This window comes from Iamia sp., from assembly GCF_035575815.1.
GTDB lineage: Bacteria > Actinomycetota > Acidimicrobiia > Acidimicrobiales > Iamiaceae > Iamia.
Genome location: NZ_DATLXO010000068.1, coordinates 1 through 13,759 on the forward strand (window position 1 = coordinate 1; position 13,759 = coordinate 13,759).

Genomic DNA, 13,759 nt, shown 5'->3' on the forward strand with positions numbered 1-13,759 from the left:
CCCCCAGACCCCCAGCGGCTGCGCCGGGCTCCGGTCTCGCCCTCCGGCAAGCTGGATCGGCTTCGCCTCTCCTGGGGGAGACCCCCAGCGGCGGCGCCGGGCTCCGGGTCGCGTCGTCTGATCGCCTCGAGTGCGGCCGACCTGGTGTGGGGGCTGTCTCGTGACTGAGTCCCTGGTGCTCTCGGTGGAGCTGGCGTACTGGCAGCAGTCGATCCTGCGGAGCGCCGCGGTGCTGGCCGCGGTGCTGCTGCCGGCGGGCACGTTCGTCTACCTGTTCCTGTTCAAGATGATGAGCTTCATGCAGAGCCGCATCGGCCCCAACGAAGCCGGGCCCTACGGCTCCCTGCAGCTGCTCGCCGAGGTGGGCAAGTTCATCCAGAAGGAGGACATCGTCCCGGCCAAGGCCGACCGCACGCTGTTCTTCATGGCGCCGTACATCGTGGTGGCCTCGGTGCTGCTGGTGTACGTGGCCATCCCGTTCGGCCCCGACGCCTTCTTCGCCGACCTCGACGCCGGGATCTTCTACATCCTGGCCGTGTCGTCGGTGTCGATCATCGGTGTGCTCGTGGCCGGCTGGGCGTCGGCCAACAAGTACTCGCTGATGGGCGGCCTGCGCGCCGCCGGCCAGCTCATCGCGTATGAGCTGCCGATGTTGCTCGCGGTCGTCGGGGTCGTCATCCAGGCCGGCAGCCTCAACCTCTTCGACATCGTCCGCGCCCAGGCCGACGGCGAGATCTTCGGCCTCTCGGCGTTGGGCAACCCGTTCATCCTCACCCAGTTCGTCGGGTTCGCCATCTTCATGATCGCCACCCAGGCCGAGCTCACCCAACCGCCGTTCGACATGCCCGTCGCCGAGTCCGAGCTCGTCACCGGCTACATGACCGAGTACTCGGGCCTGCGGTTCCTGTTGTTCTTCATCGGCGAGTTCGCGACCGCCGGCGCCTTCTCGATCATCGCCGCGACGCTCTTCCTCGGCGGCTACTACCTGCCCGGCCTCGACATGGACGCCAACTACATGAACGTCGTCGGGCCGCTCGTGCTGCTGGCCAAGATGGTCTTCGTCGGCTTCTTGATCTTCTGGGCCCGCTTCACCTACCCCCGATTCCGCGAGGATCAGCTCCAGACCTTTGCCTGGACCGTCCTCATCCCCATCGCCCTGGTGAACATCTTCGCCACCATGGTCCTGAAGGTGGTGTTCTGATGCCCAAGCCCCGCGTCCCCGGGATGTTCATCGGTCTCAAGGTCACGTTGACCGAGCTGTTGCGCACGCTGTTCCCCCACAAGGGCCTGAAGCGGCTGCTCCCGGGGCCCACCGCCGGCTCGGTCACCGTGCAGTACCCGCGCGAGAAGGAGGCCCCGGCTCCACGGGCTCGCGGCGTGATCGCGCTCCACGAGGGCAACTGCACCGCCTGCATGCTCTGCTCCCGGAGCTGCCCCGACTGGTGCATCTACATCGAGGGACACAAGGAGAAGGCGCCGCCGCGCCGCCCGGGGGGCAAGCCCCGCCAGGTCAACGCCATCGACCGCTTCGACATCGACTACTCGCTCTGCATGTACTGCGGCATCTGCGTCGAGGTCTGCCCCTTCGAGGCGCTGTTCTGGACCCCGGAGTACGAGTACTCCGAGCCGCGCATCGCCGACCTCCTCCACGACAAGGCCCGCCTGGGCGAGTGGATGGAGACGGTGCCCGACTTCGAGGCCTACGAGGCCGGCTCGGAGCAGAAGGTCAAGAAGGTGCCGCGCTAGATGGCCCTCGCCTCCGCCGCCTCGATGGCGCTGCCCGGCACCGACGACCCGATCAACGTCTCCCAGACGGTCGGGTTCGGTGTCATCGCCGTGATCATGGTCGTCTCGGCCCTGCGGGTGGTCACCACCCGCAACGTCGTGCACGCCGCCATGTGGCTGGTGATGGTCCTGGCGGGGGCCGCGGCCCAGTACGTGCTGCTCGCCGCCGAGTTCGTGGCCGTCGCCCAGGTGATGGTCTACATCGGTGCCGTGGTGGTGCTGTTCCTCTTCGGCGTGATGCTCACCCGGGCCCGGCTCGGCACCGACGCCGACCTGACCCGCAAGAACTGGTACGGCGCGGCCTTCGTCGGCGTCGTCATGTTGGCCCTGCTGTCGTTCAGCCTGGTCGACACCTTCTCCGACGCCAAGGTCCCCGAGGACCGTCGCACCGGCCTGGCGCCGAGCGTGGCCCCCGGTGCCTCCGCCGAAGAGGTCGAGGCCGCCCTCGCCGATCCCAACGTCGGGTCCAACACCGCCGCGGTCAGCGACTCGCTCTTCTCCCAGTACCTGGTGCCGTTCGAGGTCGTGTCGGTGATGCTCACCGCCGCCCTCATCGGCGCCATCGTCATCGCCAGGAGGGACTGATCGTGCTGCTGAACCAGTTCCTCCTGCTCGCCGCCGCGCTGTTCTCGATCGGGGTCTACGGGGTCATCGCCCGGCGCAACGGCGTGGCCGTCCTCATGTCCATCGAGTTGATCCTCAACGCCGTCAACATCAACCTGATCGCCTTCTCCGCCGTGCACGGCGACCTCAGCGGCCAGGTGTTCGCCCTCTTCGTCATCGCCATCGCGGCGGCCGAGGTGGGCGTGGGCCTGGCCATCGTGCTCGCCATCTACCGCAACCGTCACAGCGTCGATCTCGACGAGCTCGACCTGATGAAGGGCTGAGCGGGGCGTCCCAGCATGCTGACCCACGCCTTCCTCATCCCGCTGATCATGGCGGTCTCCTTCGTCGTGATCCTCGCCGTCGGAAAGCGGCTCCCCAAGGGTGGGGCCGAGATCGGCATCGCCGCGGTCGCGGTCTGCTTCGTGCTGGCCCTCGCCACCGGCGTCGGATGGATCCAGCGCACCGAGAGCCCGCCCCCGGTCGAGCACTCGGCCCAGGAGGCCTCCTCCGAGGGGTCGGCGGCCGCGCCCGGCGAGGTCCGGACCGCCGCGGCCGAGGGCTCCGAGGAGGGCGCCGGCGCGGGGGAGGTCCACGAGGAGATCCCCCCGGTCACCCGGTCGATCACCTGGCTCCAGAACGGCGGCCAGGAGATCACCGTCGGCACCATGGTCGACGGCCTCACCGCCATGATGCTGGTGGTCGTCACCCTGATCTCGCTGCTGGTGCACGTCTACAGCAGCGACTACGTCGCCGGGGACCGCCGCTTCACGCACTACTACGCGTTCCTCAGCCTCTTCACCGCGTCCATGCTGATGTTCGTGCTCACCGAGAACACGCTCCAGCTCATCGTCGGGTGGGAGCTGGTGGGCCTCTGTTCGTTCGCGCTCATCGGGCACTGGTGGGAGGAGAAGCCGAACTCCAACGCCGCGCTCAAGGCCTTCCTCGTCAACCGCGTCGGCGACGTGGGCCTCCTCGTCGGCATCATCACGCTGTACTTCGCGGCCGGCGGCACCTTCGACATCGCCACCATCAACGAGATGGCCAACACCGGCGAGATCAGCCAGGGGCTGCTGTTCGTGGCGTCGTGCTGCCTGCTCACCGCGGTGATGTCGAAGTCGGGCCAGTTCATCCTCCACACCTGGCTGCCCGACGCCATGGCCGGGCCCACTCCGGTCTCGGCGCTGATCCACGCCGCGACCATGGTCGTCGCCGGCGTCTACATGGTGGCCCGCCTCTACGCCGTGTTCTGGCACGGGCTCAACATCGGCGGCACCAACATCAACGTGCTCGCCGTGGTCGGCACCGTCACCTTGTTCTTCGGTGCGCTGCTCGCCTTCGTGCAGACCGACATCAAGAAGGTGCTGGCCTACTCCACGGTGTCCCAGCTCGGCTTCATGGTGATGGCCCTCGGCGTCGGGGCCTGGACCGCGGCGGTGTTCCACCTCTTCACCCACGCCATGTTCAAGGCGTGCCTGTTCCTCGGCGCCGGCTCGATGAGCCACGCGTGTCACCACAGCTTCGACATGGTGAAGGACTACGGCGGGCTCCGCAAGCACATGCCGTGGACCTTCCGCACGTTCCTGGTCGGCGCCCTGGCGCTCTCGGGCTTCCCGCTGCTCGCCGGGTTCTGGTCGAAGGACGAGATCCTCGCCGGCGCCGGTCAGCTGGGCGACGGCGGCTACCCGGTGATGTTGGTGGTCGGCATCCTCGGCGCCATGGGCACCGCGGCGTACATGACCCGTGCGGTCTGGTACTGCTTCTACGGCGAGCCCCGGGGCGCGGCGGCGGCCCACGCGCCGCACGAGTCGGGCCCGCGCATCGTCGGTCCGCTGATCCTGCTCGCCGGGCTGGCCGTCGTGGTCGGGTTCACCAACCTGCCCGACACCGGCGTGCTCTCGTGGGTCCCTGAAGGCGCGGCTCTGCGCTTCGAGCACTACGTCGAGCCCGTCACCCCGGCGTTCCCGTCGGAGGCCACCGTCGGTCCCGACTTCGGCCACCCCGAGTTCTCGATCGTCATCGCCCTCGTCTCGACCGCGGCCGCCGCCCTGGCCGCCCTGGCCGCGTACCTCTGGTACTGGCGCGGCGCCGGGCCCCACGGCCTCACCCAACGCAGCCGCGTGGCGCGGGCCGGGTACCGGCTGCTCGAGAACAAGTACTACCTCGACACGCTGTATGAGACCGTGATCGTGGGGGCGGTCAAGGGCCCCATCGCCCGGGCCGCGAACTGGTTCGACCAGCACGTCCTCGACGGCGTCGTCAACGGCGCCGGCACCTCGTCGAAGCAGGTCGGGCGCTGGGTCTATGACCACGTGGACCAGGGCGTGGTCGACAAGGTCGTCCGGGGCTCTGGCCTCGGCGCCGAGGGGTCGGGCCAGCTGCTCCGACGGGGTCAGACCGGCAAGGTCCAGACCTACGGGGCCTACCTGTTCGGAGCGGCCACCGTCCTGGCCGCCGTCTTCGTCATCATCGCCAGCGCGAGCTGAGCAGAGGAGAGATCGTGGAAGACCTGCTCGACGGTTGGGGGCTCAGCCTCGCCGCCTTCCTGCCCCTGGTGGGTGCGGCGCTGCTCATGGTGATCCCCAAGGCCGAGGAGAACTTGCAGAAGACCGTGGCCCTGGCCACGAGCCTGGTGGTGTTCGCCATCGGGATCGGCGTCGCCGCCTTCTTCGACTACGACAACAGCGGGACGCTGCAGAACGTCGTCGACCACCCGTGGATCGACGTCATCAACAGCCGCTACATCGTCGCCATCGACGGCATGTCGCTGCCGCTGCTGCTGCTGACCCTCTTCATCGTGCCGTTGGTGATCGTGTACTCGTGGGACCACTTCCCCGAGCCGCACAACCCCAAGGCGTTCCTGGCCCTCACCCTCCTGCTCGAGACGGGGATGGTCGGAACCTTCATCGCCCAGGACCTCATCCTCTTCTTCGTGTTCTTCGAGATCGTGCTGCTGCCGATGTACTTCATGATCGGCGTGTGGGGCGGCGAGCAGCGCCAGTACGCGTCGATCAAGTTCTTCCTCTACACGTTGTTCGGCTCGGCCCTGATGATCGTGGCCTTCCTGTCGCTGTACTTCCTCGCCACCGACAGCGCCGGCAACGCGCTCAACACCTTCGACATGCGGGTGCTCACCGAGTGGGGCGGGGCCGATCTGTCCCGAGCCGCGGGGCTGCTCATCTTCGGCGGCATGTTCATGGGTTTCGGCATCAAGGTTCCGATGTTCCCGTTCCACACCTGGCTGCCCGACGCCCACACCCAGGCCCCCACCCAGGGATCGGTGATCCTGGCCGCCGTGCTCCTCAAGCTGGGCACCTACGGCTTCATCCGGGTCGCCATCCCGATCCTGCCCGAGCCGGCCGTCGAGTGGGCTCCGTGGATCGGCGGACTGGCCGTCATCGGCATCATCTACGGCGCCCTCGGATGCCTGGCCCAGACCGACATGAAGCGCCTGATCGCCTTCTCGTCGGTGGCCCACATGGGCTACGTGATGCTCGGCATCTCGACGCTCACCGACTTCGGCATCAACGCTGCCATCTTCGGGATGGTCGCCCACGGCCTCATCACCGGCATGCTCTTCTTCATCGCCGGCTCGGTGAAGGACCGTTACCACACCCTCGAGATCAAGCGCCTCGGTGGGCTGCTGGTGCAGGCCCCGCGCATGGGCTGGCTCCTGGGCTTCAGCTGCATGGCGTCGCTGGGGCTGCCCGGCCTGGCCGGGTTCTGGGGCGAGTTCCCGGCGATCCTCTCCGCCTATGACCCCAACGTCCCCCAGGTCGGGCTGTTCCGGGTGTACATGGTCATCGCCGCCATCGGCACGATCTTCGCCGCCGGCTACCTCCTGTGGCTGCTCCAGCGGGTCGCCTTCGGGGTGCCCAAGGCGGAGTTCGCCAAGAGCCGCATCAGTGACATGCACCTGACCGACTACCTCGCCTGGGCCCCGATGGTCGTGCTGATCGTGGTGCTCGGCATCTACCCCAACCTGATCTTCAAGGTCACCGACGGCGCCGTGGTGCAGTCGCTGAGCGCCATCGCCGGGCCCTAGGACAACGTGGTCGCCTCCCTGCTCGCCTCCGCCTCGGCCGTGCCCTTCACGGCCCCGTCGCTCGACTTCCACGCCCTCGCGCCCGAGATCGTGCTCACCGCCACCTTCGTGGTGGTCCTCGTCGTCGACCTCTTCACCGAGCAGCACAACAAGTGGCTGACCTCGTCGCTCACCGGCATCGGGTTCCTCGGCTCCGCCATCCCACTGCTGACCCTGGCCGTCGACGGCAGCGACCGGGCCATGTTCGGCGGCGCCTACGTGGTCGACGACTTCGCCCTGGTGCTCAAGGGGGTGTTCCTGATTGCCGGCTACCTCACGGTGCTGCTCTCGACGAACTACATCGCCGAGGGCGACTACTGGGAGGGGGAGTACTTCACCCTCCTCGCGGCGTCGGTGCTCGGCATGGTCGTCATGGCCTCGGCCCGCGACCTCATCACCATGTTCGTGGCCCTCGAGCTGCTCTCGATCCCCGCCTACCTCCTGGCGGGCTGGCGCAAGCGGTCGCTCACCGGCAACGAGGCCGGCCTGAAGTACTACCTGATGGGCGTCTTCGCCAGCGCAGTGATGCTCTACGGCATGTCGCTCGTCTACGGCGGCACCGGGACGACGGTGCTCGCCGGCATCGGCGACCGGATCGACGGCGCCTTCGGCGACACGCCGGTCGCGGCGGTCGGCATCGTGTTCATCCTCGTCGGCTTCGGCTTCAAGGTCTCGGCCGTGCCGTTCCACAACTGGGCTCCCGACACCTACGAGGGCGCGCCGACCCCGATCACGGCGTTCTTGTCGGTGGCGTCGAAGGCGGCCGGCTTCGTCGCCCTGATGGAGCTCATCTTCGTGGCCTTCTACGGGCGCGACGACATCTACGGGCCGCTCGTCTTCGTCCTCGCGGCGGCGACGATGACGGTCGGCAACCTGATCGCCCTGCGCCAGACCAACGTGGTCCGCCTCTTCGCCTACTCGTCGATCGCCCAGGCCGGGTTCATCCTGGCCCCGCTCGCCGTCGCCGGTGAGAGCGCCGAGGTCGGCGCCGATGCCATCCGGGCCGTCGTGATCTACCTGATCATCTACACGGTGATGAACCTCGGCGCCTTCGCCGTGATCATCGCCGTGAGCCGCAAGACCGGCAGCGGCGAGATCACCTCGTGGGGTGGCCTCTTCGAGTACGCCCCCGGCCTCACCGTGGTGATGACGGTCTTCCTCTTCGCCCTGGCCGGCATCCCGCCCCTCGGCGGCTGGTTCGCCAAGTTCCAGGTGTTCCGCACCGTCGTGGCCGCCGACACAGGGGCCGGCTACGCCCTGGGCGTCATCGTGGCGGTGAACTCGGTCATCGCCCTCTACTACTACGCCAACGTGGCCAAGGAGATGTGGTTCACCCCGGTGCCCGACGGCGACCGGACCCCGATCCGCATCCCCGGGGCGATCTCCATCGCCCTCGGTGTCACCGTGGTCGGCACCCTCGTCTTCGGCTTCTTCCCCGGCACCGTCGGCCACTTCGGCGAGGTGGCCACCGACCTGCTCGCCGTCGCCCGCCCCTGACCGTCCCGCCGCTCGAACTTTGTACGTGTGAACGCGGCAGAGACGGCTGAGCGTCCAGAGTTGGGCACGCCCTCGCCAACTTTGGACGGGTGAACGCGCCACAGAGGGTCGAGCGTCCAATGTTGGAGGCGACGATGGGTGCTGACGAGAGGGAGCCGGTCCCGTTCTCGGAGTTCATGGACCGGGCGCTGTACGCACCGGGCTGCGGGTTCTACGAGACGGGCGGCCGGGCCGGGCGCCGGGGCGACTTCCTCACCAGCCCCGAGGTCGGACCGCTCTTCGGCGCCGTGCTAGCCCGCGCCCTCGACGCCTGGTGGGATGCGGCCGGACGCCCCGACCCGTTCCTCGTCGACGACCACGGAGCCGGGCCCGGCACCCTGGCCCGCACCGTGCTCGTCGCCCGTCCTGCCTGTGCGCCGGCCCTGCGCGTGACGTTGGTCGAGCGCAGCGCCGCCCAGCGCCGGCTCCACCCTGATCACCTGCCTCACGTCGGGCTCCTCGACCCCGACGGTTCTGCCGCGGAAGCCCGCTGGTCGACCTTCGGCGCGGGGCCGCTGGTCGCCAGCGCCGCGGCCCCGCCCACCCGTCCACCGCACCTCGTCGTCGCCAACGAGCTGCTCGACAACCTGCCGTTCGACCTCTTCGAGCGGACCGCCGACGGCTGGCTCGAGGTGCGGGTCGCGACGGGGACGTCCCCCGACGCCGCCCGCGCCCCGGCGGGAGCCCCAGACCCCGCCCCGGCGCGAGAGGCCGGGACCGAGGCGACCGAGGTCCTGGTCGCCGCGTCGGACGCCGACACCGCCGCGCTCGAGGGCCTCGTCCCCGGTGCGGCGCCCGGCGCCCGGGCGCCCTTGCAGCACGCGGCAGGGGAGTGGCTGGCCGCGACGCTCGGCGGGCTCGGGCCCGGCGGAGCGCTCCTCGCGATCGACTACTGCTCGACGACTCCCGAGCTGGCGGGGCGACCCGTCACCGAGTGGCTCCGCACGTACTCCGGCCACGGTCGGGGCGCCGGCCCGTGCGAGCGGGTCGGAGCCCAGGACATCACCGTCGAGGTCTGCGTCGACCAGCTGGCGAGCAGGGTCCGCCCCCCGGATCGCGACCGGAGCCAGACCGCCTTCCTCCGGGCGTGGGGGATCGACGACCTCGTGGCCGAGGGCCGGGCCGCCTGGGCCGCACGGGCCGGCGCGCCGGACCTCGACGCCCTCCGGGCCCGCAGTCGCGCCACCGAGGTCGCGGCCCTGTGCGCCCTCGATGGCCTCGGTGCCTTCCGGGTCCTGGAGTGGACGGTCTGAGCCGAGCCCTCGCCGCCGTTGCACCGGTTGATGGCACCGGCGCGACCGGTCACCCTGGGCACCACCGCCTGCACCCAGGGGCGCAAGCGACGTCCTCGACGAGGCTCGGCGGGCCCTCGGCCTCGTCGCTGCCGATGAGTCTTTCGCGACCGTGATCGACGTGGCCCAGACCCTCGACTGGACCCGTGACCCCTTCGACCGGATCATCGCGGCCCAGACTCTGGCGGCCGGTGCCCGCCTCCTCACCAAGGACCTGACGATCAGAGACCACCTCGGCCTCGCGGTCTGGTGACGCCGCGGCCGTCAGCCTGGGTCCTGAACATCGGCGCCCGGATGACGATCCATCCCCCGCGGCGTGGCCGGTGCACCTCCCAGCAGGGCCTCTCGGGCTCCTCGGATCGGCGGCCAGCTCCTGGGTAGGGTGACCGGCGCCACGCCCGGCCCCGCCCAGGAGACGCCCATGAGCGACGACGCCACCGACGACGGAGCGACGATCGAGGACTACCTCGCTGAGAACCGGACGTTCCCTCCCCCGCCGGGCTTCACCGCCGACGCCCTGGTCACCGACGCGGCGACCTACGCAGAAGCGACCGCGGACCTCGAGGGCTTCTGGGCCCGCCAGGCGGCCGACCTGGTGAGCTGGCAGCGCGACTGGGACACGGTCCTCGAGTGGGACCTGCCCTTCGCCCGCTGGTTCGTCGGCGGCCGGCTCAACGCCAGTGAGAACTGCCTCGACCGCCACGTCGACGCCGGCCGCGGCGACCGCGTCGCGTTCCACTGGGAGGGCGAGCCGGGCGACACCCGCACCCTCACCTACGCCGACATGCTCGCCGAGGTCCAGCGCTTCGCCAACGTGCTCAAGGGGCTCGGGGTCGCCAAGGGCGACCGGGTCGCCATCTACATGCCCATGATCCCCGAGCTGCCCGTCGCCGTGCTCGCCTGCGCCCGCATCGGCGCGCCCCACTCGGTGGTCTTCGGCGGGTTCTCGGCCGACTCGCTCGCCGATCGCATCGACGACGCCGCCTGCAAGGTGGTCGTCACCGCTGACGGAGGCTGGCGCCGAGGTCAGCCCGGCCTGCTGAAGCCGACCGTCGACGTCGCTCTCGCCGCTACTTCGAGCGTCGAGCACGTGGTGGTGGTCGATCGCATCGCGTCGTCGGGGGGCGAGGTCACCACCGACATGACCGAGGGTCGCGACCACTGGTACCACGAGCTCATGGCCGACGCCGCCGCGGAGTGCCCGCCCGAGCCCATGGACAGCGAGGACCTGCTGTTCCTGCTCTACACCTCGGGCACCACCGGCGAGCCCAAGGGCATCATGCACACCACTGGCGGCTACCTCACCCAGGCCGCCTACACCCACAAGTACGTCTTCGACCTCCACGCCGCCGACGACGTCTACTGGTGCACCGCGGATGTCGGCTGGGTCACCGGCCACACCTACGTCGTCTACGGACCGCTCGCCAACGGGGCCACGTCGGTCATGTACGAGGGGACGCCGGACACGCCGGGGCGCGACCGGTTCTGGGCCATCGTCGAGAAGTACGGGGTCTCGATCCTCTACACCGCCCCCACCGCCATCCGCACCTTCATGAAGTGGGGGTCAGAGGAGCCGGCGAAGCACGACCTCTCCTCACTTCGGGTGCTGGGCTCGGTCGGTGAGCCCATCAACCCCGAGGCGTGGATCTGGTACCACCTCCACATCGGGGGCGAGCGCTGCCCGATCGTCGACACCTGGTGGCAGACCGAGACCGGCGCCATCATGATCTCGCCCCTCCCCGGAGCCACCACCACCAAGCCCGGGTCGGCCACCTTTGCGCTGCCGGGCATCGTCGCCGAGCTGGTCGACAACGACGGAGAGGTCGTCACCCGCGGCGGCGGCTACCTCACCTTGACCCAGCCCTGGCCGGCGATGCTGCGCGGCATCTACGGCGACCCGGAGCGCTACCGAGACACCTACTGGAGCCGCTTCGAGGGCCGGTACTTCGCCGGCGACGGGGCCAAGCTCGACTCCGACGGTTACCTCTGGGTGCTGGGCCGCGTCGACGACGTGATGAACGTGTCGGGCCACCGCATCTCGACCACCGAGGTCGAGTCCGCCCTCGTCGACAACGACAAGGTCGCCGAGGCCGCCGTGGTCGGGGCCAAGGACGACATCACCGGTCAGGCCATCGTCGCCTTCGTCACCCTCCGGGGCACGGTGGAGGCGTCGGATGCGATCGGGGTCGAGCTCCGCGAGCACGTGGCCACCAAGATCGGCAAGATCGGTCGTCCCAAGACGATCGTCTTCACCGACGATCTGCCGAAGACCCGCTCGGGCAAGATCATGCGCCGCCTGCTCCGCGATGTGGCCGAGGGCCGCGAGCTGGGCGACACGAGCACCCTGGCCGATCCCGACGTCGTCACCGAGATCCGCACCCGCGCCGCCAGCGGCCCCCCGACCGAGGGCTGACACACCACCGGCTCGGTGGCGTGCACCAGGATCGCCTCCGGATGACAACCTCGCCCTGATCTCGCCTTTCGGTCGCGTCGCTACCCTCGACCCAGGCGACGCCCCGCCCGGGGCGTCCAGGAGGCACCAGGAGCCATGCGCAACACCCTCAAGACCACCGTCCTGCTCGCCGGGCTCGGCGGGCTCATGGTCATCGTCGGATCCATGTTCGGTCGCGGCGGGGCCATCATCGGCCTGTTGCTCGGCCTCGTGTTCGTCGGCGGCTCGTACTGGTTCAGCGACCGCATCGCCATCAAGGCGGCCCGCGCCGTGCCCGCCGACGAGGCCGAGATGCCCGAGTACTTCGCCATCATGCGCGACCTCGCCGCCCGGGCCGACATGCCCATGCCCAAGCTGTACGTCAGCCCCGAGGCGCAGCCCAACGCCTTCGCCACGGGCCGCAACCGGGACCACGCGGCGGTGGCCGTGACCGCCGGCATCGTCGAGGTCCTCGACCGGGACGAGCTGCGCGGTGTCCTCGCCCACGAGCTGAGCCACGTCGGCAACCGCGACATCCTCATCTCGTCGGTGGCCGCGGCAGTGGCCATGGGCATCACCTTCATGGCCCGCATGGCGATGTTCGGCGCCATGTTCGGTGGTGGCGGCGGCGACCGCGATCGCGACGGCGGGATCATCGGCCTGCTCGCCATGTCGATGCTCGCCCCGCTCGCCGCCGGCATCTTGCAGATGGCCCTGTCGCGCAGCCGTGAGTTCGAGGCCGACCGCAGCGGGGCCAAGCTCCTGGGCGACGGCGAGTCCCTCGCCCGAGCCCTGCAGAAGATCGACGCCTACGCCCACCGGGTTCCCATGGAGGTCCACCAAGGTCAGGCGCAGGCGTACATCATCAACCCCCTGAGCGGCCGCAAGGTGCGCTTCGCCAACTGGCTCCGCACCCACCCGCCCACCGAGGAGCGCGTCGCCCGCCTCCGCAACGACTCCTGGCGCTGACGCCGGGTCGGGCCCGGCTCGACGATCGGGCTCAGTCCCGGCGGTTGCCGAAGGTGATGGGGATGCCGAAGTCGCCTTCGCGGAGGGCGGTCATGACGGCCTGGAGGTCGTCGCGCTTCTTGGCCGTCACCCGCAGCTCGTCACCCTGGGCCTGGGACTGGATGCCCTTGAGGCCGAGGCCCTTGATGAACTTGTTGAGCTCGCGAGCCTTGTCCGCGGTGATGCCGGCGGCCAGCTTCACCGTCTGGCGCACCGTGGCGCCCGCCGCGTCCTCTACGTCGCCGTAGTCGAGCGCCTTGAGCGAGACCTGGCGCTTGACCAGCTTCTCCTCGAGGACCTGACGCAGGGCCCGCAGCTTGTCCGCACTCGAGGTGTGGAGCCGGATCTCGTCGCCGCCGAGCTCGATGGACGAACCCGTGCCCTTGAAGTCGTAGCGGTTGGCGATCTCTCGGGCAGCCTGGTCCACGGCGTTGCGGACCTCCTGGTCGTCGACCTGGGACATGACGTCGAAGCTCGGCATGGGCTCAACCTACCCGCCCGGTCGGGGTCGATCCGGTTGGCTTCGCCGCCGCCGTCGAGGACTATCCTCATCACCTCAAGGGTCAGTGCCCGAGTGGCCAAAGGGAGCAGACTGTAAATCTGCCGGCACAGCCTTCGGAGGTTCAAATCCTCCCTGGCCCACCAATCGAGGGTGCCCGAACGGGCTCCCTGCGATCTCAGACCCGACCTGCGCTGCGGGTCAGCCGTCCGGGCCCCGCCCGGCGGCCGGGGCCCGTGCGGTGGGCCGCGTTCAGACACCCCAGGGCCCGTAGGTGTCAAGAGGCGATTTTGAGGGGGTGGTCGTTGCGGTGGGCCCAGGCGGTGGTTTCGTTGTAGGGGGTGTGGTGGTGGAGGCAGCCGTGGAGGATGCCGACGAGGCGGTTGCCGAGGGCGCGGAGGGCTTTGTGGTGGCTGTCTCCTTGAGCGCGTCGGTGGTCGTAGTAGGCGCGGGCGCCGGGGCTGTTGGTCAGCGAGCAGAACGCCCATTGGTCGATGGCATCGGCGAGGCGGCGGGGGCGG

At 69.6% G+C, this 13,759-nt stretch carries 12 protein-coding genes, 1 tRNA gene and 1 pseudogene; 12 read left to right on the forward strand and 2 right to left on the reverse strand.

Annotated elements, in window-relative coordinates; genetic code table 11:
* The first annotated feature begins 160 nt into the window (after positions 1-160).
* The 11 genes from nuoH to VNL12_RS07250 all read left to right on the forward strand — a co-directional run bounded on the left by nuoH (position 161) and on the right by VNL12_RS07250 (position 12,700).
* Entirely contained in the window at positions 161-1,201 is a 1,041-nt protein-coding gene (gene nuoH / locus VNL12_RS07200) for an NADH-quinone oxidoreductase subunit NuoH (protein WP_325592994.1), read from the forward strand.
* Complete coding sequence (locus VNL12_RS07205) at positions 1,201-1,746, forward strand: 4Fe-4S binding protein (RefSeq protein WP_325592996.1); 546 nt, start codon at positions 1,201-1,203, stop codon at positions 1,744-1,746. The genes nuoH and VNL12_RS07205 overlap by 1 nt, the downstream gene beginning before the upstream one ends.
* Entirely contained in the window at positions 1,747-2,370 is a 624-nt protein-coding gene (locus tag VNL12_RS07210) for an NADH-quinone oxidoreductase subunit J (RefSeq protein WP_325592998.1), read from the forward strand. It begins immediately after the preceding gene.
* Positions 2,367-2,672 (forward strand): NADH-quinone oxidoreductase subunit NuoK, encoded by a 306-nt coding sequence (gene nuoK / locus VNL12_RS07215; RefSeq protein ID WP_414654861.1) that lies wholly within the window; start codon positions 2,367-2,369, stop codon positions 2,670-2,672. Before VNL12_RS07210 ends, nuoK begins: the two co-directional genes overlap by 4 nt.
* A 15-nt stretch (positions 2,673-2,687) precedes the next feature.
* Positions 2,688-4,874, forward strand: a complete 2,187-nt coding sequence (gene nuoL / locus VNL12_RS07220; protein WP_325593002.1) for an NADH-quinone oxidoreductase subunit L — start codon at positions 2,688-2,690, stop codon at positions 4,872-4,874.
* 14 nt (positions 4,875-4,888) lie between these two features.
* A complete protein-coding gene (locus tag VNL12_RS07225) occupies positions 4,889-6,433 on the forward strand; it encodes an NADH-quinone oxidoreductase subunit M (protein WP_325593004.1) in 1,545 nt (514 codons plus the stop codon).
* 6 nt (positions 6,434-6,439) lie between these two features.
* Complete coding sequence (locus tag VNL12_RS07230; protein ID WP_325593005.1) at positions 6,440-7,969, forward strand: NADH-quinone oxidoreductase subunit N; 1,530 nt, start codon at positions 6,440-6,442, stop codon at positions 7,967-7,969.
* A 134-nt stretch (positions 7,970-8,103) separates the two neighbouring features.
* A complete protein-coding gene (locus VNL12_RS07235) occupies positions 8,104-9,261 on the forward strand; it encodes an SAM-dependent methyltransferase (RefSeq protein ID WP_325593007.1) in 1,158 nt (385 codons plus the stop codon).
* Positions 9,262-9,421: 160 nt separating this feature from the next.
* The gene (locus VNL12_RS07240) at positions 9,422-9,553 is read left to right on the forward strand and encodes a hypothetical protein (RefSeq protein WP_325593009.1); all 132 of its coding nucleotides are present in this window, start codon (positions 9,422-9,424) and stop codon (positions 9,551-9,553) included.
* A 168-nt stretch (positions 9,554-9,721) separates the two neighbouring features.
* Positions 9,722-11,713, forward strand: coding sequence for an acetate--CoA ligase (gene acs / locus VNL12_RS07245; RefSeq protein ID WP_325593011.1), 1,992 nt, complete (start codon positions 9,722-9,724; stop codon positions 11,711-11,713).
* Positions 11,714-11,848: 135 nt separating this feature from the next.
* Entirely contained in the window at positions 11,849-12,700 is an 852-nt protein-coding gene (locus tag VNL12_RS07250; protein ID WP_325593013.1) for a M48 family metalloprotease, read from the forward strand.
* A gap of 31 nt (positions 12,701-12,731) precedes the next feature.
* Here the strand turns inward: VNL12_RS07250 and VNL12_RS07255 are convergent, their stop codons facing one another.
* Positions 12,732-13,220: a YajQ family cyclic di-GMP-binding protein gene (locus tag VNL12_RS07255; protein ID WP_325593015.1), complete on the reverse strand. Its 489-nt coding sequence runs from the start codon at positions 13,218-13,220 to the stop codon at positions 12,732-12,734.
* A 79-nt stretch (positions 13,221-13,299) separates the two neighbouring features.
* Here VNL12_RS07255 and VNL12_RS07260 point away from each other — a divergent pair.
* Positions 13,300-13,384: transfer RNA gene (locus VNL12_RS07260), tRNA-Tyr, on the forward strand.
* Between the two features lie 131 nt (positions 13,385-13,515).
* On the opposite strand, the pseudogene VNL12_RS07265 reads toward VNL12_RS07260, so the two are convergent.
* Positions 13,516-13,759 (reverse strand): annotated as a pseudogene (locus VNL12_RS07265) (IS110 family transposase); the annotation flags it as partial.